Raw genomic sequence first — 22,219 nt, 5'->3', positions numbered from 1 at the left:
TCAGATCGAATTGGTGACCCGCAGCAGCTGCCACACCGAACTGGGGCGCGGCCCGCCGCCGAAGGCCAGGTACTCGGGCTCGATCACGTGTGGCGCCCATTTTCGTTTGAACGCCTGCTGGCTGGCCGCCGGATACACGAATGCCCCGCGCTCGGACAGGGTCCGGATCATCCACCGCACCAGCCCGTTGCCCGAGGCGTGATCGTCCGGGCCGATGCCGGCGAACGGCGTGAGGCCCAGGTGCAGCCAGCCCGCGCCTTCGGCCTTGAACTGTTGCAGCGCAGTGAGATTCACAAGCTCGATGGTGCCGACCGAGGCTTCGGGAGTGCGCCGGGTGAGATCGTAGAGCCAGCCCGGCCGGGAACCGTAGGCGGGCGAGTACGACACATACCCGGTGATCCGGCCCGCCCGCTCGGCGACGAACAGCCGGCGCGCTTCCGCGCCGCGGCCCTCGCGCTGGCCGACCATGAAGTCGAGCTTCTTGACGTGCCAGCCTTTGGCGCGCAACCACTGCCGATCGATGGCATCGAGTTCGTCGCCGCGCAGACCGGGTGCGAGCTCGTGCACGGTGGTGCCTTCGCGGGCGGCGCGGGAGACATTCTGGCGGACCTTGGCCAGCGGCTTGCCCTTGCTGGTGAAGGCGCTCAGGTCGATTCCGTAGGTACAGCCGAACTGGTTCACCGTGAATCCCTGCCGGGCGAACAGTTCGACATCACCGGGTCGCACCTGGACCGCGACGATGCGGCGACGGCGCACCACATCGCGCCGGAAATGCTCGAGCAATCGCTCGCGCGCCCCCGGTGGTCCGAAGGGGCCGCCGAAGACCAGGACCGTCCCGCCGCGCGCCCGGTACGGCACGACACCGGGCAGGCCGGGCGCGAAGTAGTGACTGGTCTCGTCGTTGCAGGCGATGAACGCGCTCGGATGGTCCGCGTAGGCCGCGATCGCGTCGATCGCCGCCCGGTCCGGATCATCGTGTGCCGCTTCACCGATCGTGTGACCTGTCGCCATTGCTTTCCTCCGTGGCTCGACGGTGCGGGTCGGGATTCAGCGTGATCGACACCGCTGACGTGGTCCTGAAATCACCGCGCCGCGGGGTGGCCCGCATGGCACGCAGCGGTAGCGCCACCATGACGAGCGCCGCCACGGGGGCGGCCAGCGGCGCCCACGGCAGGTGCATCGGTGCGGCGCTGACCGCGACCGCGAGCGCACCGAAGGCGCAGGCGGCCGACGCCGGAGCCAGCAGGTCGGGCAACTCGGCCCGCGACCACGCACCCTCGGACCGGCTCGCCGTCAGATACCCCGTCGCACCCGCACCGGCGACAGCCGCCACCGCACTGCCGCCGCCGGAAACAGCCAGTGTCGCAGCCGTTCCGACCACCGCGAGGTACGCGCACGCCGCGTTGCGCAACCCGGCCAGACCCAGCGCGGCCAGCGCGGCAAGTACCGCGAGACCCGTCCCTGAACCGGCGGCCGCCGCCAGCGGCACCGAAAACGCCGCGGCCGCCACGATATCCGTGTGCTTCACCGGAACCTCCGATACCGCGCGGGGCGCCGCCGCAGCACGCGCAGCACATCGGCGATGTCCGGCGCCGCACCCCACGCCACCACCTCGATGCCGACCGCGCCCAGATCCCGGTACATCGCGGCCCGTTCCAGCGACCACAACCGGCCGATCAGCGGCTCGGTTTCGTCGCGAAACATGTTCTCTCCCACCACATCCACCGCCAGCACGCGATGACCGCGCTTACGCAGACCGATCAACGCCGCCACGCAGTCGGTGTCGGTCAAGGTGGAGAACGCGATGACGAGCGCACCGGTGGGAACCGCGGACACCGGCGGGCCCGTGCCCTGTTCTCGGGTCACGCCGGAATCGTCCGGGTCGAGCAGGCAGGCGGCGATGGCGTGGATGCGCGGCGCACCGCTGCGGGCGGGCAGCCACCGAGTTCGGTCGCCCAGGCACACCACGCCCACTCGATCCCCGGCGCGCAGCGCCGACCGCGCCAGCTCCGCGGCCCCGCGCAACGCGCGATCCAGCGACTCGGGCGCGGGGCCCGGCCGCTGGCGCGTGCCGTCGAACAGCAGCACCACGTCCTGTGCTTGCGCCAAGCGGCGTTCGGTCACCTGAACGCTGCCGCGCCGGGCAGTGGCGGGCCAGTTGATCGAGCGCAGACTGTCGCCCGAAACGTAGCCGCGGATGTCCTCGAACTCGATACCGTCGCCACGGAATCGAGTGTCGAGCGCGCCGGTACGCCGGCGAGGCGGGTCGCCGGGCAGCGGCATGCGCTGCGGAACGATCGGTGGATAGACATGCAGCCACATCGGCTGACACACCGCGGTGCCGCGCAGCAACCCGGCGCCGGTAACGGCGGCGACCTCGACCCGCACCGGATACCGGCCCCAGCTCGGCGCACGCAGCCGCGCTCGCACCGAATCTTCGCTGCCGCCGAGTGTTTCGGTTTCCATTCCCGCGGAAGTCAGGATCCGCGCCGTCACCCGCACCCGGCCCCGTACCGCGATGCCCAGGCACACCTCGATCTGCTCGGCTTCGAGACAGCGGACGATATGCGGTAGGCCGTTTCCGGAGTCGGCGGCCACGAGCCGCACGGCGATCGGGCGCTGGACCGTGAGCACGCCGAGCAGCGGCGCCGCGAAGGCCACCAGCTGGGGTGCGCCGTACAGTACCGCCACGGCGAGCACCACGCCCGCGCAGCCGGCCAGGGCGACCGCCGCCGGTGCCGGGCGCCAGCTGAGATCTATTGCGGCAGTGTCTGATTCGAGCATCGTCATAGTCGTTCCAGCCGCTCGACCGCGGCGACGAACACCGCCCGGCCCGGTCCTGGCTCCGCCGCGTCCGATATCGCGTGCGGACGCACCCACTCCCACAGCTCCGGTCCGAAGTACGCGCTACCGGCCGCCTCGGTCGCCTCGGCCTCGTTCGTGCCGTAATGGCCCAGCGCCAGCTGGAATTCCCGGGCCAGGAACGGGCGGATATGGCGGTCCCATTCCGCCTGGGTGCCCTCCGCGTAGTCCAGCAGCAGGGCGACGCGGGACCGCCAGCGCGGCAAGGCGTCGGCGGGCCCGCGGTCCACGCCGGCCGGCTCCGGGGCCGAACTGGACCGCGCGACCGCGACGACCGCGACGACCAGCAGCGCCAGCGCCGCGGCCGCGACGGGAAGAACGGCCTGCCGCGCCAGTGCGAGCGCGGCGATCTGCGCGCCGCACACCAGCACCGAGGCGGCGGCCACCGTGCGATCGAAGCTCATCGCCGTCCCCTGTCCAGCTCCTCTAGCACGGCCCGCAGAATCGCGGCCGCTTCGATCCGGTCGCGCTCGCCCATGACGTGGCCGCTGAATCGCGCCACCGCGAACAACGTCACCAACCGGGTCGCCACCGTACGGCTCACCACCCCGCCCCGCACGGCGCGGCCGAGCACCTCCGACGGCGTATCCGAGGCGACCGGAGCCACCGCGGGCAGTCCGGCGAACTCGCGCTCCATCGCGTAGTAGCAGGCCAGTACGGCACCGCGCGGATCATGGTGCGGCTCCGACATTTCGGTGAGCGCACACGTCGTCGCCCGGGCCACCACCTCGCGCAGCGCTACCGGCTCGTCGGCCACCGCGGTCACCGGTGCTCGACGTGCCGACCGCACCGCGACGACGACGAGCGCGCCGAGCGATACCAGCAGCACCGACCCCGCGACCACACCCACCCCCGCGAGCGGCGATTCCTCGGAGCGACGGTCCCGCTGCGTCGGCGCCGCGGAAACGGGTTCGCCCCGAACCGATTCGGGCGGCTGCGTGCGTTCCGGCGGGCGGGTCTCGGCGGCCAGTGGCCCGCGCGGCGTGAGTACCATCGCCACACCGAGTGGCAGGGCCAGAGCCAGGCAGACCACCGCGGCGACGAACAGATCCCGGCCGGAGAAACGGATCGGCCCGCGGCCTCCCGCCGACTGGTCGGCGTTCCCCGCCAGCACCGGCACCGGCGGACGGCGCAGGTACGCGAGCACGGTGAGGCCGATGAGGAACAGCGCGATCACGGAGACCGCGGCCAACGGCACAACGGATCGCTCCGCAGGCGAATCCTGGTGCGGCGACGGCGGTTCCGCGGCGGGCAGATAGCCGCCGACGGCGACGACCGTGACACCCAGCAGCCCCAGCATGACCAGCACTCGAAGCGTCATCCGCACACCTCCGTCCTTACCCGCGCCCCGGGGCCTAGGGAGCGACCGACGAACCGATCAGTCGCGGCGGCTCGCTGTCCGCGGGTTCGGTGTGCCGCGATCCGGCCAGCCGCGGCGCGGGCACACGCCCGAGCACCTCCGCGACGATGGTTTCGCCGGTGATGCCGCGCACCCACGATTCCGGTCGCGGCGTGATGCGATGGGACAACGTTGTCGCGGCCAGCGCCTTGACGTCTTCGGGCACGACGAAATCGCGGCCGCCCAGCAGCGCGTACGCGCGTGCCAGCTGCAGCAAGTCGAGTTCGGCCCGGGGACTCGCCCCGACCGCCACGTGCACATGCGTCCGGGTGGCGCGCGCCAGCGCGACGATGTATTCGAGGATGTCGTCGTGCGCGGTGACGGCGTCCACCGCGTCCCGCAGGCCGAGGACCGCGCCGGCGTCGAGGATTTGCCGTGCCCGCGGCGCCTGCCCGGTGCGCTCCATCCGCCGGCGCAGCAGCGACTTCTCCTCCCCCGCGGTCGAATAGCCGAGCCGCAGCCGGGTCGCGAACCGATCGAGCTGTGCCTCGGGCAACTCGTAGGTGCCTTCGTGCTCGATCGGGTTCTGTGTCGCCAGTACCAGGAACGGCGACGGCAAGGGCCGGGTAATTCCGTCGACGCTCACCTGACCTTCGGCCATCGCCTCCAGCAGGGCGGACTGCGTTTTCGGCGGCGTCCGGTTGATCTCGTCGGCGATCAGGATATTGGTCCGGATCGGTCCCGGCCGGTATTCGAATGTGCTTGTGCCGGAGTTGAATACCGTCGACCCCAGGACGTCGGCGGGCAGCAGATCGGGCGTGAACTGGATCCGCTTCACCTCCAGTCCGAGCACCGCGCCGAAGGACCGCGCGATCATGGTCTTGCCGAGGCCGGGCAGATCTTCGATCAGGACATGACCGCCCGCCAGGATCGTCGCCATGATCACGCCGAGGGCTTCGCGCCTGCCCACGATGACCCGCTGTAATTCGTCGAGAGCGCGGTGCGCCGGCGCCGCCTCGGACATCGCGTTCACCCCGTGAACCGCGCGGTGCCGACGGCGGTGCCCCAGATGGCCAGCGACATGAACAGATTCGCCGTCACGACGACGATGATCGACATCCGGATCGCCCGCCCGGCGGCCACCCCGACGCCCTCCGGGCCGCCGGTGGCGAAATAGCCGTAGTAGCACTGGATGAAGATGGTCAGCATGACCAGGACGACCACCTTCAGGATCGAATAGAGCATGTCCGAGGAGACGGCGAAAATTTCGAAGTAGTGCCGATACGTCCCGCCGGGCACGTCGCCGATCAACGCCACCGTCAGTTCGGTGGACAGGTACGAAACCGCTAGCGCGGCAACGTAGAGCGGCACCGCGACGATGACACTGGCCAGCATGCGCGTGGTCACCAGATAGGGCATCGGCCGGATCGCGATGGACTCCAGGGCGTCGATCTCCTCCGAGATCCGCATGGCGCCCAGTTGCGCGGTGAACCGGCAGCCCGCCTGGATGATGAACGCCTCGGTGGCCAGGATCGGCGCGATCTCCCGGGTGCTGCCCAGCGCCGAGATCGCCCCGGTCACCTGGCCGATGCCCAGCAGGTCCAGGTTGGTGAACGCCTCGATTCCGAGGGTCATGCCGCCGAACGCGCAGATCACCACCATCACGCCCGCCGTACCGCCGCCTGCGACCAATGTTCCGTTACCCCAGCTGATATCGCCCACCAGGCGACTGATCTCCCGGGAGTAGTGCCGGATGGCGATCGGGATGGCGGCGAGTGCGCGAATCAGGAAGTAGACCTGATGCCCCATCGTGGCCAGCACCCGGGCGGGCCGGGCGAGGACGCGGGCGGGCCGCAGCAACGGCGGCGTATGTGTGGCGGCCATGATTACCCCAGCTGACTCGGGACGAGGGAGTTGTAGATCTGCGAGATCAGCACGTTCACCCCGAAGAGCACGAGTGCCGACTGCACCACCGCCGCGTTGACGGCGTTGGCCACGCCCGCCGGGCCGCCGCGAGCGTGCAGGCCGTGATAGCCGGCGATAATGGCGGTGAAGACGCCGAACAGCGCCGATTTGAAGAACGCGATCAAAAGATCATTGGAGTTGGCGAACCCGACGAACGCGGACAGGAACGACCCCGGTGTCCCGCCGTCGACATAGATGAAGAAGCCGTAGGTGGCGGCGAACCCGACGAAGACCACCAGCCCGCAGAGCAGTGTGCTGACGACCGTCGCCGCGAGCAGGCGCGGGCCGACCAGCCGTTGCAGTGGATCCACCGCCATCGTCCGCATCGCGTCGATCTCCTCGCGGATGGTGCGCGAGCCCAGGTCCGCGCAGATGGCCGAGCCGACCGCACCGGCGATCATCAGCGAGGTGACCAGTGGCGCACCCTGTTTCACCACGCCGATGCCGACCGCGGCGCCGACGAAAGAATCCGCGCCGACCTGCTTGATGACCAGGCTGACCTGTAGCGAGACCACCACACCGACCGGAATCGCGACGATCATCGTCGGGATCGCCGACACGCTGGCCATGAACCCGCACTGGCGCACGAACTCCCGCCAGTTGAACTGCCCACGAACCAGCGACACGATCAGACCGACGATCAATTCCCGCCCCATGGACAGCTGCCGGCCGAAGGTATCCACCGCGCGCTTGGGGTGCTCGTTCCAGAAGGTGCTCGCGCCATCCCGGACCGACTGGCCATAGCCGTCGATCCGCCCGCTCGACCGCGCCGGTGGACCCGGCGGCGAATCAGGTTGCGGCGGAACCTGTTCGGGCGGGCGCGTGCCCGGACTCGTCATACTCACGTCAATCAACCAACTTTCGGTCGTCCACCGACCGCAAGTATGTCACAAGATGTGGGTTTGTCCAGCACCTCGCAACGAGGAAGCTGATTGCCAAGCCGCGTAACGGCATTCGTCGTTGACGGACGGCGACAGGGCGTTTAATTTAGCTAGGGAAACGATTTCGTCAGTAGGGCCCGCTCAATTCGGAAGCGAGAGCGCGATGACCACCGATTTCGAGGTTCGGCAGTACCCATTCGGCGAGCCGGTCCGGCTCGACATCGATCCGTTGCTGGCACGATTACGCCGAACGGAACCGGTGGCACGAATCCAGCTCCCCTACGGCGGCGAGGGCTGGCTGGTCACCCGCTACGACGATGTCCGGCTGGTGCTGGCGGATCCGCGATTCAGCCGGGCACGGGCCGTCGACCGGGAGGATCTGCCCCGCGCGACACCCGAGCCCCCGCGCGGTGATTCGCTACTCAGCATGGACCCGCCGGAACACACCCGGCTGCGCAAGCTGGTCGCCAAGGCGTTCACCAGCCGCCGGGTCGAGCAACTGCGTCCCCGCGCCCAACAGATCGTCGATGAGCATCTCGCCGCGATCGCGGCGTCCGGGCCGCCCGCCGACCTGGTACGGCAGCTCGCGTTGCCGCTGCCGGTCACGCTGATCTGCGAAATGCTGGGCGTGCCCACCGAGCACCAGCATCGATTCCGGGATTTCTCCGACGCGATCCTGTCCACCACCGCCTACACCCGGACGCAGATCGCGGCCGCTAGGGCCGAGCTGGAAACCTACCTGGCGGAATTGATCGCACAGCGCCGCGCCGAACCAGCCGACGACCTGCTGGGCGCACTGGTCGCCGCGCGTGACAACGATGACCGGCTCAGTGAGACCGAACTGGTCAACCTGGGTCTGGGCCTGCTCATCGCCGGGCACGAGACCACAGCCAACCAGATCGCGAACTTCACCTACGTGCTGCTCAGCGAGCCTGGACACTGGGATCTGCTGCGGCGCGAGCCCGACCTGGTGCCGCGCGCGGTCGAGGAACTGCTGCGGCACGTGCAACTCGGTTCCGGCGGGGCCTTCGCGCGGATCGCCACCGAGGACGTGACCCTCAGCGGCGTCACGGTCCGGGCGGGCGAGGCGGTGTTCGTCAACACGCAGGCCGCGAACCGGGACGAATCCGTCTTCGCCGAGCCGGAAGAGCTGGACCTCACTCGAATCAGCAACCCGCACATCGCCTTCGGTCACGGCGCGCACCACTGTCTCGGCGCTCAACTGGCTCGCCTGGAACTTCAGGTCGCGATGAGTTCGCTGCTGCGCGGATTCCCCGGTCTGCGCTTGGCCGTCCCGCTCGACGAGGTGCCGTGGAAGCGCGGGCTACTCGTGCGCGGCCCGGAAGAATTGCTCGTGACCTGGTAGCCGGGCTCAGTTCCGTTCGACGCGGACGGTGTTTCGCGCGGCGAAGGGTTGCTGGAATTCGGTGAACAGTTTCGCGACCAGTTCCCCGCGGCTGGTGACGCCGACCTTGTCGAAGATGGCCTTCACGTGGTCGCGGACCGTGTGCGGGGACAGGTGCAGTCGGGCGGCGATGTCTCCGGTCGGCAAGCCGCGGGCGATGAGTTCGATGACGTCGAGTTCCCGGTGGGTCAATTCGTAGGCGGCGGTCACCAGAGCCGCGATCTCGGAGGGTTTGGCGAACTCGATGACCAGGGCGGTCGAGCCGCCGGTGCCGTCGGCGCCGCGCAGGCACGACGCGTGACAGACCAGCCAGCGTCCGGTCGTGGCACGGATGCGGATGCGGGCGCTGCCGCCGGTGAGCCGGGCCCGGCCGGCGGTGCTGAGAATCCACACCGGCAGCGGTAATTCGATGCCGAGCGGTGTCGTGGTGGACGGACCCGGCGGCATCCGGGCGAGCAGGTCCCGGGCTTCGTCATTGAGCGACACCAGGTTTCCGTCCGCGTCGAACAGCAACATCCCGGGTGCCTGGGTGGTGTCCTCCGGGGTCGGTGTGGTCGAGGGTTGGACGAAGGAACGCAGCCGCTGGGCGAGCGGCGCGGACAGTGCGGTGACCAGCGCGATATCGGCCTCGTCGAAATCGGCGCGACCACGTTCGCGGAACAGACTGAGCTGCCCCCAGGGTTGGCCGTCGACGCGGAAGACCGCGCGCAACTCGTCTTCCAGACCGCGGGGCCGCATGAAGTTCCGGTAGAGCGGGCTCCGGGCCGGGTCACCCTCGGTCACGGCGCGCAGACCGGCGACCGGAACCTGAGCCTGCGCGAGGTCACGGAAGCGGTTGACATGCTCGGCGAAAAGCTCGGATTCCCAATATGTTCCGCAACCCCCCTCGTGCAGGTTCTCCACTCGCACCGGTGCGGTGGTCAAACCGTTGATGGGGTCGGTGGCAACCCACACGGCGGCGTCGAAGGGCGAGAGGCGGCGCAGCCGCGTGGAAGCGTTCGCGAACAGGGTGTGCGAGTCCGGCGCGCTCGCGATGTCGTGCAGCAGTGCCTGGACCGCGTTGCGAGTGCTCATGGTGGAAATCCTGCTGGGCTGCACACCGGTCCGCCATCCCTCATTCGAGGGGGAACCCGGGCTGTGGCGCGGAAATTCCCCTCAATCGGGGGATGTGACCCGGAGCCGAAGGCGATGACGCTGGTCAACGCACCATCGGGGTGCTCGGAAAGGAATGCCATGCGTATCGGAATCGTCGGGGCCGGAGCGGCCGGAGTCGGACTGCTCGACGCACTCGCGGCGACAGGTGGAAAGCCGGGAACCATCACGGTTTTCGACGGCTCGTCCGCGCTGTGGCGCGGGCGGCCGTATCAGCCGGATATCGAGGCGGTGCGGGTCAACGCCCCGCCCATGCTCATGTCGATCCGGGCCGCGGATCCGGAGCATTACCAGCGGTGGCTGGCGGCCCGCACCGATGTGGCGAAGTATCGCGACGAGTCGCTGGACCAGATCCTGGTACCGCGTGCGCGCTACGGCGACTATCTGGAGGACACCGCGCGCACCGCCATCGGCGTATTACGTAGGGCCGGTTGGCAAGTGAGCGTCGTCAACGCCCGCGTCACCGGGTTCGCGCGGGCGGAGCATTCGAAGGACGGCGGCGCGGTGCTGTACACCGAGGACGGCGGGCAGGTGCCGGTGGATCGAGCGGTCCTGTCCGTCGGAAACGGCCGCCCCCTGGACCATTACGGTCTGACCGGCGCACCGGGCTATGTCGACGAGCCCTATCCCCTGGCTCGGACGATCACCGAAATCCCGGCCGCGGCGCATGTCGCGGTGATCGGCAGCGGACTGACCGCCGTCGATATCGCGGCCGCCTTGACGGCGAACGGGCACACCGGCCCGATCAGTTTCGTTTCCCGAAGCGGGACATTGCCTTTCGTGCAGAAACGCCCGGTCCGACTGGAGCTGCGTCACCTCACCCCGGAGACGATCCGCGCCGCGGCCAGCGACGGCGGCCTCACCTTCGCCCACCTCGTCGCACTCATGCGCGCCGAACTGGCCGACCTCGGCGAGGACTTCGACGCCTTCGCCGCCGAGATCCTTGCCGCCGAGTCCGAACCACCCGTCGACCGGCTACGCCGGCAGTTGGCGGAAGTCGATTCGCCGGGGCACGGCCCGCGCCTGCTCACCATGGCCATTCGCGTGACCGGACCGACGGCATGGCCGCTGCTACCCGAGGCCGATCGAACCCTGTTACGCCATCGGCATTTCCGCACCGTCAACAGCATCAGCTCCCCCATGGTGCCGCACAATGCGAAAATCGTGCTGCGCCTGCTGGATTCCGGGCAGTTGCGCCTGCGAACCGGAGTCACGAAGATCGAGGCGCGCACCGGTGGCGGCTTCACGATCGCCGACCACGGCGCCTGGACCGCCGATGTGGTCGTCAATGCCGTCAATCCACCCGCCTACACCACACCGGCGGAAACCGAATCCCTGCTCAGCGCCCTGCTGGCCGCCGGAGCCGTCGAACTCCACGCGTCCGGCGGCCTGTCGACCGACCCCGGCACCCGCGCACCGCTGGTGCACGGCCGCCCCGATCCGACCTGGCACGTGCTGGGAAATCTGGCCGCCGACGCCATGTTCATCGCCACCAACCCGCCCGGTCTGGCCGCCGAGGCTCAGCGATTGGCACACCTGCTGACGGCGTGAGAACTTCTGGCCAACGCACGTAGCTGCCGCCGGCTGTCCACCGACCGGTGGACACGAAGTTCGACCGGTCGATGCTGTCGGCGGCGGGCGGTGACCGAGCAGCATTCAGGGCATGCGAAATCACCTGGTAGCCATAGCCGGTTGGAGTGCGCGCCGGCCCTGGCTCGCCATAGTCGGATGGTTTGTGTTCGTGGCGCTGTGTCTCGGGATCGGGCTCGGTATCGGCACGAAACCCGCGGCGACCGAGGACTTCTGGATCGGCGAGGCCGGGCGCGGGGAGGCGATAGCCACCTCGGGCGGATTGCAGCAGCAGCCGATCGAACGCGTGTTGATCACCGGCCACGGGACCCGGTTGGACGCGGCCGCGGCCACCGCGGCGCGCGAGATCACCGACCGGATGCGGGCACTGCCGGAAGTCGAATCCGTTGCCGCGCCGGTGTATTCCGCCGACGGGACGGCGATGCGGGTCGATGTGACCATGGCCGGTGCGGAGTTGGACGCCGATCGGCACGTGGCGGCGTTGCGGGCACAAACCGAGCAGGTACGGCAGGCGTACCCCGGACTGCTGATCGAGGAGACCGGCGGCCCCTCGATCAGCAGTGCGGTCGACGCGTTGCGCGGGCGCGACCTGGTTCGTACCGAAATGATCGCCGTGCCGGTCACCTTGCTCACCCTGCTCGTCGTCTTCCGATCGGTGGCCATGGCGCTGGTGCCGTTGCTGCTGGCGGTGTCGTCCATCGTCGCCGCCATCGGGTTGGCCATGCCCGCATCGCATCTGTTCCCGGACAACGGCGTCGGCACCAACATCATCTTGCTCATCGGGTTGGCGGTCGGCGTCGACTACACCCTCTTCTATCTGAAGCGGGCGCGCGAGGAACGCGCGCGCTCCGGTGGCCGGCCGGCTTCCCGGGAGCTGGTCGAGATAGCGGCCGCGACCTCGGGCCGAGCCGTCGTCGTGTCGGGGCTCGCCGTCGCGGTCTCGGCGGCGACCCTGTATCTCGCCGACGACGTGATCTTCTCCTCGATCGCGACCGCCGCGATCCTGGTCACCCTGGTCTCGGTGGCCAGTTCGCTGACCGCGCTGCCCGCACTGCTGACCGTGCTCACCGAGCGCGCCGAGCGGCGCGCCGCCGGTAAGACGCCCGCCCACCGCGAAGCGCGCGAGGGTGGACGGATCACCGCCTGGGCCCTACGCCGGATCGCGGCGAAACCCGCTGTCGCACTGACTGTTTCGGTGTTGGCCATGCTCGCGCTCACCGCACCGCTGCTCGGCCTGCGCCTGACCGATATGGGACGGGAGACCCACCCGCGCTCCCTCCCCGCCATGCAGACCTTCGATCATCTGAATGCCGCTTTCCCGGAACTGAAGTCGATGCATCAGGTCGTGGTGGCCGCGGACCCGGCCCGGGCCGCCGAGGTCACGAGCGCGCTGCGCGCCTTGGCCGGACGAGCCGCGGCCGACCCGGCGCTGACCGGTACCGCCACGCTGCGCACCTCCGCCGACGCGCGGGTCAGCCTGCTCCAACTACCGGTGCCGCATCACGTCAGCGACAGTGCGGCGCTGCGTTCACTGGAACGCGTACGTGCGGACTATGTGCCCGCCACGATCGGCGCGCTCGGCGATCTCGACTACGCGGTGACCGGCGACGTAGCCCGCTACGCGGACTATCCGGACCACCAGAAACGAAAACTGCCGCTGATCATCGCGGCGCTGCTAATGATGACCTTCGCCCTGACCGCCGTGGCATTCCGATCCGTGGTGCTCGGTCTGGTCGGCGTGGTGCTGAACCTGCTCTCGGCGGGCGCCGCGCTGGGTCTGCTGACCGTGGTCTTCCAGCACACCTGGGCCGAGTCGCTGCTCGATTTCGATTCGACCGGCACGATCGGTTCCCGGGTTCCGTTGCTGCTGTTCGTGATTCTGTTCGGCCTGTCGATGGACTATCAGGTGTTCGTGCTGAGCCGCATCCAGGAGGCGGTGGACAACGGTGCGTCCACCCGGCAGGCCGTGCTCGACGGTGTCGGCGGTTCGGCCGGAGTGGTCACCAGCGCCGCGTTCGTCATGGTGACGGTGTTCGCCAGCTTCGTCCCGCTGCACATCATGGAGATGAAACAGATGGGTTTCGCGCTCGCGGCGGCCGTGCTGCTCGACGCGTTCGTCATCCGAATCGTGATCCTGCCCGCGCTGCTGCTGCTTCTTGGTGATCGGACCTGGTGGCCCAGAGCCGTCGCCGCCACCGCCGCGGGCCGCGCACCGGTGAAAGTAGGCTGATCGAAATGAACCCACCGCCGCGAACCGAGAACCGGTCCCGGATCCACGTCCTGCGGCGGTGGTATATCGGCTGCTGGGTGCTGTTCGGCCTCGGCCCGCCGATGATCGCGGTGCACGATCGGGTCGATCTCACCAAGTACGGCACGTGGGCGCTGGTCGCCGTGCTCGGCGTAAGTTACCTGCTGCTGCAAGTGTTTCCACGCAATCCGCTGGTCCGGCCGAACGGGTTCCTGGTTCTGCTCGTCCTGGTGCTCGGCACGACGGCCATCCTGCTCGACGGCGGTGCGGCCTTCTTCATCGTCTCGCTACCGATGTTCTGGATCCACACCGCGACCCCGCGGCAGGCGATCGGCTACCTCGGTGCGGGTGCGGCGGCCACACTGCTCGGAACTCTCGTCGGTGCGCCGTTCTCGCCCGGCAACGCGGTGTTCACCCTGATCGGCCTGGCGGGCGGCGTCCTGTTCGGACTATGGCTGGACCGCGTGCTCGAGCAGGCCGACGAGCGCGCCCGCCTGCTCGGCGCGGAACTGGAACGCGCGCAATCGGAGCTGGCCGCCGCGCACCAGCGCCAGGGCGCGGCCGAGGAGCGCGAGCGGCTCGCCCGCGAAATTCACGACACCCTCGCCCAGGGGTTCGCGTCCATCATCGTGCTGGCCGAGGCGGCGCGCGGCGGTCTCCGGACCGATCCGGCGACGAGCGCCAAACAGTTGCTCTCGATCGAGCGTACGGCCCGCGAGAACCTGACCGAGGCCAGAGTTCTCGTCGGCGCCGCGCCGGCCGGTGGGGGCGCGAGCGAGGGGATCGCGCGGTCGCTGCGGCGCATCGTGGATCGCTACGTCGAGGACACCGGACTCACCGTGCACGCGGAACTCGCCGATATCGAGTGCGATCAGCCCACCCGGATCGCGCTGCTGCGCTGTACCCAGGAATCGCTGGCGAATGTGCGCAAGCATGCGCAGGCGAGCACGGTGAGCATTGTGCTGGGCCGCGGAGCGTCCGGCGTGGAACTCGAAATCACCGATGATGGAATCGGATTCACACCGCACGAGGCCCGCGGCTTCGGCCTGCACGGCATGCGTAACCGCCTCGCCGAACTCGGCGGCGAACTGACCGTGACCAGCGCACCCGGCGAAGGCGCCCGGATCTTCGCGTCGCTGCCCACGAACGATCGGAACTGACATGGCCGAACGCCTCCGCTTGATCCTGGCCGACGACCATCTGGTCATGCGCGCGGGTCTGGTAGCCCTGCTGGCCGCCGAACCCAGCATCGACATCGTCGGCGAAGCCGCGGACGGCAGCGAGGCGATCGCGCTCGTCGAACGACTCAAACCCGATGTGGCGCTGCTGGATCTGCGGATGCCGGTGCTGGACGGTGTCACGGCCACCCGCGAAATCGCCGGGCGTAGCAGCACGCGCGTGCTGATCCTCACCACCTACGACACCGACGCCGATATCGAGCGGGCCATGGCGGCGGGAGCCATCGGCTATCTGCTCAAGGACACCAGCCGCGAGCAGCTCGTCGAGGCCATCCACGCCGCGGCACGCGGCAGCACCGTCCTGGCGCCCCGCGTGGCCGAACGACTGGTCGCCCGCATCCGCCGCCCCGGCCCGGTGACCCTGACCGCCCGGGAGATCGATGTGCTGCACGCGGTGGCCGACGGCCTCTCCAACCCCGAGATCGGCATCCGCCTCACCATCGCCGAGGCCACCGTGAAAACGCACCTGCTGCGCATTTTCGCCAAGCTCGACGTGAGCGACCGTACCCACGCCGTCGTCGTCGCCATGGATCGCGGTCTGCTGCCCAGGCGCGGGCCGGCGTAGGTACGGTGCCGCGGGACTAGCTGACGAACGCGAACAGCACGGCCGCCACCGCGAAACTCACCACGGACAGGATGGTTTCGAGCACCGTCCAGGTCTGCAACGTCTGCTTCACGGTGAGGTTGAAGTACTTCGCGATGATCCAGAAGCCGCCGTCGTTGACGTGGCTGAGGATGATCGACCCGGCCGCGATGGCCATCGCGATCAACGCGATTGACATCTGCGAATAGTCGTTCCCGGCGACCAACGGCGCGACGATGCCGCCGGTGGTGACGATGGCGACGGTCGCCGAACCCTGCGCGACGCGCAGACCACAGCTGATGATGTAGGCCAGCACGATCACCGGCAGCCCCGCATCGGACATGGTCTCGGCGAGTGCGGTGCCGATGCCGGTGGCCGAGATGACCTTGCCGAAGAACGCGCCCGCGCCGACGACCAGCAGCAGCATGCCGACCGGTCGCAGCGACTCCGCGGTCAGCGTGCTGAGTTGCTGCACGCTCGATCCGCGCCGGATACCGAGCACGTAGAAGGCGATGAGCACCGCGATCAGCAGCGCGACGGCGGGCGTGCCCAGGAAGGTCAGCACTTGCAGCAGCCGCGAATCCTTGGCCAGCAGCTGGGTTCCGAAGGTCGCGCCGAGAATGAGCACCAGTGGGATCGCGATGATCGCGCCGATCAGCCCGGCCGACGGCGGCTTGGTCGCGACCGTCGTGGTCGCCGGATCCGTCGCGGTGCCGGGCCCCTCGCCGGGCTTGCCGGACTCCTCGCCGTCGGTCCGCGAGCCGTCCGCGCGCACCAGGAACTCATCGGGTACCTCGACGATGATCCGCTTGCCGATGTAGGAGCCCCACACCAGACCGGCGGCGATGAAACCCGGGATACCGCAGACGAATCCCATCAGGATCAGCCAGCCGAGGCTCACCCCGAGCAGGCCGCCCAGCGCGACCGGTCCCGGATGCGGCGGCAGGAACGCGTGCGTCATCGACAGACCCGCCAGCATCGGCATCGCGTACAGCACCAGCGACCGCCCACCGCGCTTGGCGGCGACGTAGATCAGCGGCGCCAGCACGAAGATGCCGATATCGAAGAAGACCGGGATGCCGAAGATGAGCCCGAGCAGGCCCATGGCCATCGGAGCGCCCTTCTCACCGAAGAGCTTCAGCAGCTTTCCGGTCAGCACATCGGCCCCACCGGACTGCTCGAGGATCGCGCCGAGCACGGTCCCGAGTCCGATGATGACCGCGATGTGCCCCAGGATCCCACCGAAACCGGTCTCCAGCAGGGAATCACCGGCCTTGATGGCCGTGCCGACGATCTGCGACACCGGCAGGCCGGCGGCGAGCGCGAGCCCGAGACCGGTGAGCAGCAGTGCGATGAACGGTTCTAGTTTGATCTTGATGATGGCGAACAGCAGGACTGCGATCGCGAGACCGCAGAGCACTAGTAGCCCGGGGGTGGTGTCGCGGAGCCAGTCGACGGTGGCGGTCATGACCGGGGTACCTCTCAATTCATGGATCGAACGAATGACGCCGCGCGCGAGGCGATGTCGGACCATCGGCCCGCGGCGACGTCGGAAGGGGCAACGACATCGGTGCCCGCGGTGACCGCGACGGCCCCGCAGGCGAGGAATTCCGCGGCGTTGCCCGCGTTGACGCCTCCGGAGGGGATGAGCGCCACATCAGGGAAGGGACCGCGCAGGTCTTTCAGATAGCCCGGGCCGAGGGCCCGCGCCGGAAAGATCTTCACCGCGGCGGCCCCGAGATCGAGTGCGGTGAGTACCTCGGTGGGTGTGAACGCGCCCATGACCACCGGTATGCCGCGCGCGGCGGCGACCGCGGCGACCTCCGGGCGGACACCGGGAGTCACCAGGAACCGCGCGCCGTGCTCGATGGCGGCTTCGGCCTGGTCGGCGTGCAGGACGGTCCCGACACCGACCATCGCGCCCTCGACGGCCGCGGCCACCCGCAGGTATCCGAGCACACCCGGCGTCGTGAAAGTGAGCTCCAGGGTGCGAATCCCGGAGCGCGCCAAGGCATCCGCCAACGCGGCCGGATCCGGGATCGCCGGCGCGCGGACCACGCTGAGCACACGATCGGCGCGGATGACCTCCATCGCGCTGGTGTCGTTCACACTGTCTCCTTTCCCGAGGTCTGCCGCCGCAGCGCCCGGCCGGCGAGCGCGCCGGTCGGCGCACCGTCCTTGATCACGAACTCCCCGTTGACCAGCACGTGCTGGATACCGCGCGCCTGCTGCTTCGGCTGCTCGAAGGTCGCGGTATCGGTGATCGTCGCCGGATCGAACAGCACCAGGTCGGCGGCATAACCGGGGAAGACACGGCCGCGGTCGGTGAGCCGGAGACGTTCGGCGGGCCGGCCGGTGAGATGGTGCACGCAGTCCTCGAGCCCGAGCACGCCCAGATCACGGACATAGTGACCGAGGTAGCGCGGGAAGGTGCCCCACGCGCGGGGATGCGGGCGGTCACCGACGAGCAGCGCGTCGCTGCCGCCCATGTGGCCCGGGTCCGCCATGATCGCGCGCACGTTCTCCTCGTGGCCGACGTGCTGCAGAATCGTGGTGGCCAGCTGATCGCGGCGGAGCAGGTCGAAGAACACCTCGACCGGCGGCGTGCCGCTGTCCGAGGCGATCTGCGCGACGGTCTTGCCGACATAGCGGTCCAGCGCCGAATTCGCGACGCCGCTGATCTGGATGGTCTCCCACTCCACCGTGACGCCATGGCAGCCGTCGGAGCCGTGCACGTTGACGTCCAAGGCGATTCGCGCCCGCAGGGCCGGATCGTCGATGCGGGCCAGCGCCGCGTCGGGGCCGCCGGACATCGCCCAGCTCGGCAGCAGCGCCGACAGCGTGGTCGAGCCGGGCAGATACGGATAGGTGTCGAGCGTGATGTCGCAGCCCTCGGCGCGGGCGGCGTCGATCAGCGCCAGGAATTCCGGTGCGCGGCCGCGGTTCACGCCGAAGTTCATGGTGGCGTGGGTCAGATGCAGCGCGCAGCCGGTACGGCGGGCCAGATCGATCATTTCGGCGTAGGCCTCGAGCGCGCCTTTGCCGTAGGAGCGGGTGTGCGGGGCGAAGTATCCGCCGTACTCGGCGACGACCTCGCACAACGCGGCCAATTCGCTGGTGTCCGCGTACATTCCGGGCGTATAGGTGAGCCCGCTCGACATACCGACCGCACCCTCGCCGAGTCCCTGAGCGAGCAACTCCCGCATGCGGCGGATCTCCGGCACCGTCGCCGGACGCTGCTCGCTCCCGACGACCAGCAGCCGCAGCGTGCCCTGCGGCACCAGGTAGGCGGCGTTCGGCGTGATGCCCTGATCGAGCCGGTCCAGATACTGGCCGACGCTGCGCCAGGAGAAGTCCAGATCGACGGGATTGCCGTTCCAGCCCGCGATCTGGCGGCGCAGCACCGCCAGACTCGGATCGTCGATCGGGGCGTAGGACAACCCGTCCTGCCCGATCACCTCGGTGGTGATGCCCTGGCTCACCTTCGGGAAGTGCCCCGGATCGGTGAGCAGATGCAGATCCGAGTGCGCGTGCATATCGATGAAACCCGGCGCGAGAACGGACCCGGGCGCGGCGATGACCTGTGCGTCCCCCGTCCAGGTACCGGGCTCGGTGATCGCGCTGATGCGCCCGTGGTCGATGTGGACGTCACCGCGGTACCGGGGCCCGCCCGTGCCGTCGATGATGTCGATGTCTCGAAAAACCAAGTCGGTCATGTCGCCTGCTCGTCAGAAGAAGGTGTGCAGGAGGTCGACGACGCGCGGACGTTCCGCGTGGACGTCGTCGATCACCGGGATGAGTCGCCATTTGTCGAAGGCGGTGCACGGATGCGACAAGCCGAGTCGCACCACCGTGCCGATCGGCAGATCGTCGGCCGTACCGCCGGGCAGCCGCAGGAAGGTGTGCTGATCGTTCAACGCGGACACCGAATTCCCCGCTCCGGCAAGGCCTTGCGGGACCGGCAGCCCTTCGTCGAACGGCAGGTCGCGCTTGCCCGCGTCCAGCAGGGCGAGCTCGGGTTCCGGACGGGAGACGGTGCGGGCCCAGCCGTGCATTGCCGACCGCAGCGGACGCTCGCTGCGGGACGCGGCCAGCGGCGAGATTCCGGCGTAGAAGCCGTCGTCGTGGATGATGTAGGCGCCGGAGCGCACGACGACGGTGGTCGGAACCCCGCGCTCGCCGCGCTCGTCCGCCAGCGGGGCCAGGCGTTCGACGACCAGGTCCGGATAGGCGCTGCCGCCCGCGGTGACGATCGCGCCGCCGGGATAGCTCTCGGCGAGTTCGCGATGCAGCCGCGCCACGTCGTCGAGGTATCGGCGCACGGCGGCGAGCGCGGCAGGGGTGCGATCGTGCGCGAGCGCGCCCTCATAGCCGCCGACACCTGCCAGCGTCAGCCGCTCGGCGCGCCCGATCGCCGCCGCGACGGCATGCGCCTGTTCGACGGTGCGCGCACCGGTACGGCCGTGCGGCCCACCGAGTTCCACGATCACCCGGATTCGCGCGTCGCCGGGAGCCGAGCGCAAGTGGTCGTCCATGAGCGCGACCGTCTCGACGCTGTCGGCCCAGCAGACGAACTCGAACGCCGGGTCCCGCGCCGATTCGGCCGCCACCCAGCGCAATCCGACGGGATCGACCAGCGCGTTGGCCAAGACGATGCGAGCGACACCGAAGGAGCGGGCCACCTGCGCCTGCCAGATGGTGGCGAAGGTCAGACCCCAGCTACCGGCGGCGAGCTGCCGGGCCCACAACTGCGGCGCCATCGTGGTCTTGCCGTGCGGCGCGAGCCGGACGCCGGACGCGGCGGCCCAGTCGGCCATGACCGCGACGTTCGCCGCGACGGCGGAACGGTCGATCGTCAGCACCGGGGTTTCGAAGTCGTCCAGGTGCGGGCCGGAGTCCAGGAATTGCCGGACGGTGCGGCCCCAGGCGGCGGGCGGAAGCGCTTTGTGTTCGGGGCCGAGCACCCGATCGTCCAGTGCGGCAACGGCTTTTTCGTCGATCGCCATGTCGCTCCTTCCCGCGGATCCGGCTCCGCCAGTTATACATTTCATGCATTGCATATTTTGCAACGATTGTTGCACATCGTGTTTGGTGGGGTTATTCTGCACGGGATGGCCGGTGGCCGCAAGGGCAGAAGGGAGATCGATGTGACGTGGCCGACTACGCCGCACCGCCCACGGGCGGTGACGATCGGTGAGGGGCTCGCGGTATTGGTGGCTCAGCCCGGCCCGCTCGAGGAGTCGGAGACCTTCGACCGCAGCGCGGGTGGAGCCGAGGCGAATGTCGCGACGGTGCTCACTCAGCTCGCGGTCGAAGCCGGCTGGATCTCGCGGGTCGGCGACGACGGCTTCGGGCGATACCTGACCGGGCATCTGCGGGCGCGCGGGGTCGATGTCTCCGCCGTCGTCACCGATCCCACCCGGCCGACCGCCATGTATGTCAAGGAACGCGGCGGCGGCTCCGGAAGGGCCACCGATCTGGCCGCGCGAGACAGCCGAATGCTGTACTACCGCACCGGATCCGCGGCCAGCGCTTTGTCCACGGCCGACCTCGCGGCGGCGGCCGGACTGCTGGATCGCTGCGCGCTCGTGCACTGCACCGGAATCACCACCGCGCTCTCGGAATCGGCGACCGAACTCACCGAAGCCCTGATCGCCCTCCCTCGCCGCGGCCGGCTGGTCAGCTTCGACCTGAATTTTCGTCCGGCACTGTGGGCCGGGCGCGCCGAGCAGGCGGCCGAGATCCTGGCCCGCCACGTGCGCGGCAGTGATGTGGTCTTCCTCGGCGCCGACGAGGCCGGCACGGTGTTCGGCACCGAGGACGCCGACGAACTGCGCGCCCTGTTTCCCGAACCCGGCCAGCTGGTGGTCAAGAACAACGAGCATTCGGTCACCGGCTTCTCCGGCCCGGACCGGGTCGAGGTACCGGCGCTGAGCCTCGACGTCACCGAGCGGATCGGCGCCGGCGACGCCTTCGCCGGCGGCTACCTCGCCGCGCTGCTGCACGGACGCCCGCTCGAGCAGCGATTGCGCTTCGGGCACCTGTGCGCCGCCGCCGCGTTGACCGGGACCGGCGACGTCGCGGAACTGCCGGCGCCGGAAAGGCTTGCGGCCCTTGCCGCCTGTTCCGGCACCGACTGGACCCGGCTGCGCTACACCGACGCGGTGGTCACCGAGAATGTGACGTTATGAGTCAGAGTCTGTTGCGCGCGTTGACCATCCTCATCTCCCTCGGCGACGACGCGCGTTCGCTCGATCAGTTGGCGGGCGAACTCGGCGTGCACAAGTCGACGGTGCTGCGACTGTTGCAGACCATGGAATCGCAGCGCTTCGTCACCCATGACGACGACCACCGCTACGTGCTCGGCTCGCGACTGTTCGAACTGGCCAATCAAGCGCTGGAACAACGTGATGTCCGTACGCTGGCGCGGCCGCATCTCAGCGCGCTCAATACCGCCACCGGACAGACGATCCACCTCGCCACCTACGAATCGGGCGACGCGATCTACATCGACAAGTTCGACGCGACCCAGAGTGTGCGCATGTACTCCCGGATCGGCCGGCCCGCACCGCTGCATTGCACGGCGGTCGGGAAGGTGCTCGTCAGCGCGCTGCCGCGGTCGGAATGGCGGGCGGTCGCGGAACGGATCGACTACCGCAAGTTCACCGAACGCACCATCCAGACCCCGGACCAGTACCTGGCCGAGCTGGAACTCGTTGCCGCGCAGGGCTATGCCGAAGACCACGAGGAGCACGAGACCTTCGTCAACTGCATCGGCGTCCCGGTGCGCAACGGCACCGGCGCGGTCGTCGCCGCGGTGTCCATGTCGGTGCCGGACATGCTGCTCGATCACGACCAGGTGCTGGCCCGGCTACCTCAGCTCCGCGCCGCGGCCGATGCCATCTCCGCCGAACTCGGCTGGATCCGTAATTCCCCTCCCACCACGAAAGGCTGAC

Annotated in this window: 20 protein-coding genes; 7 read left to right on the top strand and 13 right to left on the bottom strand. The window is 69.2% G+C overall.

The annotated features are described in order from the left end of the window. From BJ987_RS23470 to BJ987_RS23435, 8 genes are read right to left on the bottom strand one after another with little or no spacing between them, the layout of a single operon-like run. The gene (locus tag BJ987_RS23470; RefSeq protein ID WP_209894021.1) at nt 1-1,011 is read right to left on the bottom strand and encodes a DUF2156 domain-containing protein; all 1,011 of its coding nucleotides are present in this window, start codon (nt 1,009-1,011) and stop codon (nt 1-3) included. After that, nucleotides 986-1,528 (bottom strand): hypothetical protein, encoded by a 543-nt coding sequence (locus tag BJ987_RS23465; protein ID WP_209894018.1) that lies wholly within the window; start codon nt 1,526-1,528, stop codon nt 986-988. The genes BJ987_RS23470 and BJ987_RS23465 overlap by 26 nt, the downstream gene beginning before the upstream one ends. Further along, nucleotides 1,525-2,784 carry a DUF58 domain-containing protein gene (locus tag BJ987_RS23460; protein ID WP_209894015.1) on the bottom strand — a complete coding sequence of 420 codons (1,260 nt, stop codon included), beginning with the start codon at nt 2,782-2,784 and terminating at the stop codon, nt 1,525-1,527. Before BJ987_RS23460 ends, BJ987_RS23465 begins: the two co-directional genes overlap by 4 nt. 2 nt (nt 2,785-2,786) lie before the next feature. Next, nucleotides 2,787-3,266 (bottom strand): hypothetical protein, encoded by a 480-nt coding sequence (locus BJ987_RS23455; RefSeq protein ID WP_209894013.1) that lies wholly within the window; start codon nt 3,264-3,266, stop codon nt 2,787-2,789. After that, entirely contained in the window at nt 3,263-4,183 is a 921-nt protein-coding gene (locus tag BJ987_RS23450) for a DUF4129 domain-containing protein (RefSeq protein ID WP_209894011.1), read from the bottom strand. The genes BJ987_RS23455 and BJ987_RS23450 overlap by 4 nt, the downstream gene beginning before the upstream one ends. 34 nt (nt 4,184-4,217) lie before the next feature. After that, a complete protein-coding gene (locus BJ987_RS23445; RefSeq protein ID WP_209894010.1) occupies nt 4,218-5,225 on the bottom strand; it encodes an AAA family ATPase in 1,008 nt (335 codons plus the stop codon). 5 nt (nt 5,226-5,230) lie between these two features. Next, entirely contained in the window at nt 5,231-6,085 is an 855-nt protein-coding gene (locus tag BJ987_RS23440) for an ABC transporter permease (RefSeq protein WP_209894008.1), read from the bottom strand. Nucleotides 6,086-6,087: 2 nt separating this feature from the next. Continuing rightward, entirely contained in the window at nt 6,088-7,005 is a 918-nt protein-coding gene (locus BJ987_RS23435; protein ID WP_209898931.1) for an MlaE family ABC transporter permease, read from the bottom strand. Between the two features lie 205 nt (nt 7,006-7,210). Between BJ987_RS23435 and BJ987_RS23430 the strand changes: the two genes are divergently transcribed. Further along, nucleotides 7,211-8,413 carry a cytochrome P450 gene (locus BJ987_RS23430; protein ID WP_209894006.1) on the top strand — a complete coding sequence of 401 codons (1,203 nt, stop codon included), beginning with the start codon at nt 7,211-7,213 and terminating at the stop codon, nt 8,411-8,413. Between the two features lie 6 nt (nt 8,414-8,419). Here the strand turns inward: BJ987_RS23430 and BJ987_RS23425 are convergent, their stop codons facing one another. Then, nucleotides 8,420-9,526: a helix-turn-helix domain-containing protein gene (locus BJ987_RS23425; RefSeq protein ID WP_209894004.1), complete on the bottom strand. Its 1,107-nt coding sequence runs from the start codon at nt 9,524-9,526 to the stop codon at nt 8,420-8,422. Nucleotides 9,527-9,685: 159 nt separating this feature from the next. Here BJ987_RS23425 and BJ987_RS23420 point away from each other — a divergent pair, with 159 nt between their 5' ends. The 4 genes from BJ987_RS23420 (at nt 9,686) to BJ987_RS23405 (ending at nt 15,245) form a co-directional block, all read left to right on the top strand. Beyond that, nucleotides 9,686-11,155 carry an FAD/NAD(P)-binding protein gene (locus BJ987_RS23420; protein WP_209894001.1) on the top strand — a complete coding sequence of 490 codons (1,470 nt, stop codon included), beginning with the start codon at nt 9,686-9,688 and terminating at the stop codon, nt 11,153-11,155. Between the two features lie 112 nt (nt 11,156-11,267). After that, nucleotides 11,268-13,424, top strand: coding sequence for an MMPL family transporter (locus BJ987_RS23415; protein ID WP_209893998.1), 2,157 nt, complete (start codon nt 11,268-11,270; stop codon nt 13,422-13,424). A gap of 5 nt (nt 13,425-13,429) precedes the next feature. Beyond that, nucleotides 13,430-14,602, top strand: coding sequence for a sensor histidine kinase (locus tag BJ987_RS23410; protein ID WP_209893995.1), 1,173 nt, complete (start codon nt 13,430-13,432; stop codon nt 14,600-14,602). A 1-nt stretch (nt 14,603) separates the two neighbouring features. Next, entirely contained in the window at nt 14,604-15,245 is a 642-nt protein-coding gene (locus BJ987_RS23405) for a response regulator (RefSeq protein WP_209893992.1), read from the top strand. 16 nt (nt 15,246-15,261) lie between these two features. On the opposite strand, the gene BJ987_RS23400 is transcribed toward BJ987_RS23405, so the two are convergent. Genes BJ987_RS23400 through BJ987_RS23385 form a run of 4 tightly spaced genes read right to left on the bottom strand, consistent with a single transcriptional unit; the run spans nt 15,262 to nt 20,269 of the window. Beyond that, nucleotides 15,262-16,731: a GntP family permease gene (locus BJ987_RS23400; RefSeq protein ID WP_209893989.1), complete on the bottom strand. Its 1,470-nt coding sequence runs from the start codon at nt 16,729-16,731 to the stop codon at nt 15,262-15,264. Between the two features lie 14 nt (nt 16,732-16,745). Then, entirely contained in the window at nt 16,746-17,354 is a 609-nt protein-coding gene (locus BJ987_RS23395) for a bifunctional 4-hydroxy-2-oxoglutarate aldolase/2-dehydro-3-deoxy-phosphogluconate aldolase (protein WP_209898928.1), read from the bottom strand. Nucleotides 17,355-17,368: 14 nt separating this feature from the next. Next, complete coding sequence (locus BJ987_RS23390) at nt 17,369-18,979, bottom strand: N-acyl-D-amino-acid deacylase family protein (RefSeq protein WP_209893986.1); 1,611 nt, start codon at nt 18,977-18,979, stop codon at nt 17,369-17,371. 12 nt (nt 18,980-18,991) lie between these two features. Further along, nucleotides 18,992-20,269, bottom strand: coding sequence for a type III PLP-dependent enzyme domain-containing protein (locus BJ987_RS23385; RefSeq protein WP_209893983.1), 1,278 nt, complete (start codon nt 20,267-20,269; stop codon nt 18,992-18,994). A gap of 141 nt (nt 20,270-20,410) precedes the next feature. On the opposite strand from BJ987_RS23385, the gene BJ987_RS23380 reads away from it, so the two are divergent. Together BJ987_RS23380 and BJ987_RS23375 are read left to right on the top strand one after the other, a co-directional pair. After that, nucleotides 20,411-21,454: a sugar kinase gene (locus tag BJ987_RS23380; protein WP_307869728.1), complete on the top strand. Its 1,044-nt coding sequence runs from the start codon at nt 20,411-20,413 to the stop codon at nt 21,452-21,454. After that, the gene (locus BJ987_RS23375; protein ID WP_209893977.1) at nt 21,451-22,218 is read left to right on the top strand and encodes an IclR family transcriptional regulator; all 768 of its coding nucleotides are present in this window, start codon (nt 21,451-21,453) and stop codon (nt 22,216-22,218) included. Before BJ987_RS23380 ends, BJ987_RS23375 begins: the two co-directional genes overlap by 4 nt. Nucleotide 22,219: the final 1 nt, after the last annotated feature.

Origin of the sequence: Nocardia goodfellowii, from assembly GCF_017875645.1 — a bacterium.
GTDB lineage: Bacteria > Actinomycetota > Actinomycetes > Mycobacteriales > Mycobacteriaceae > Nocardia > Nocardia goodfellowii.
This window is presented reverse-complemented; position numbering and strand designations above follow the sequence as displayed.

What these genes read in the sequence shown, in the direction of transcription:
- BJ987_RS23445 (WP_209894010.1), bottom strand. Translation starts at nt 5,225, where the DNA reads ATGTCCGAGGCGGCGCCGGCGCACCGCGCTCTCGACGAATTACAGCGG.
- BJ987_RS23420 (WP_209894001.1), top strand. Translation starts at nt 9,686, where the DNA reads ATGCGTATCGGAATCGTCGGGGCCGGAGCGGCCGGAGTCGGACTGCTC.
- BJ987_RS23425 (WP_209894004.1), bottom strand. Translation starts at nt 9,526, where the DNA reads ATGAGCACTCGCAACGCGGTCCAGGCACTGCTGCACGACATCGCGAGC.
- BJ987_RS23430 (WP_209894006.1), top strand. Translation starts at nt 7,211, where the DNA reads ATGACCACCGATTTCGAGGTTCGGCAGTACCCATTCGGCGAGCCGGTC.
- BJ987_RS23375 (WP_209893977.1), top strand. Translation starts at nt 21,451, where the DNA reads ATGAGTCAGAGTCTGTTGCGCGCGTTGACCATCCTCATCTCCCTCGGC.
- BJ987_RS23385 (WP_209893983.1), bottom strand. Translation starts at nt 20,269, where the DNA reads ATGGCGATCGACGAAAAAGCCGTTGCCGCACTGGACGATCGGGTGCTC.
- BJ987_RS23435 (WP_209898931.1), bottom strand. Translation starts at nt 7,005, where the DNA reads ATGACGAGTCCGGGCACGCGCCCGCCCGAACAGGTTCCGCCGCAACCT.
- BJ987_RS23400 (WP_209893989.1), bottom strand. Translation starts at nt 16,731, where the DNA reads ATGACCGCCACCGTCGACTGGCTCCGCGACACCACCCCCGGGCTACTA.
- BJ987_RS23410 (WP_209893995.1), top strand. Translation starts at nt 13,430, where the DNA reads ATGAACCCACCGCCGCGAACCGAGAACCGGTCCCGGATCCACGTCCTG.
- BJ987_RS23405 (WP_209893992.1), top strand. Translation starts at nt 14,604, where the DNA reads ATGGCCGAACGCCTCCGCTTGATCCTGGCCGACGACCATCTGGTCATG.
- BJ987_RS23395 (WP_209898928.1), bottom strand. Translation starts at nt 17,354, where the DNA reads ATGGAGGTCATCCGCGCCGATCGTGTGCTCAGCGTGGTCCGCGCGCCG.
- BJ987_RS23415 (WP_209893998.1), top strand. Translation starts at nt 11,268, where the DNA reads ATGCGAAATCACCTGGTAGCCATAGCCGGTTGGAGTGCGCGCCGGCCC.
- BJ987_RS23455 (WP_209894013.1), bottom strand. Translation starts at nt 3,266, where the DNA reads ATGAGCTTCGATCGCACGGTGGCCGCCGCCTCGGTGCTGGTGTGCGGC.
- BJ987_RS23390 (WP_209893986.1), bottom strand. Translation starts at nt 18,979, where the DNA reads ATGACCGACTTGGTTTTTCGAGACATCGACATCATCGACGGCACGGGC.
- BJ987_RS23450 (WP_209894011.1), bottom strand. Translation starts at nt 4,183, where the DNA reads ATGACGCTTCGAGTGCTGGTCATGCTGGGGCTGCTGGGTGTCACGGTC.
- BJ987_RS23470 (WP_209894021.1), bottom strand. Translation starts at nt 1,011, where the DNA reads ATGGCGACAGGTCACACGATCGGTGAAGCGGCACACGATGATCCGGAC.
- BJ987_RS23460 (WP_209894015.1), bottom strand. Translation starts at nt 2,784, where the DNA reads ATGCTCGAATCAGACACTGCCGCAATAGATCTCAGCTGGCGCCCGGCA.
- BJ987_RS23440 (WP_209894008.1), bottom strand. Translation starts at nt 6,085, where the DNA reads ATGGCCGCCACACATACGCCGCCGTTGCTGCGGCCCGCCCGCGTCCTC.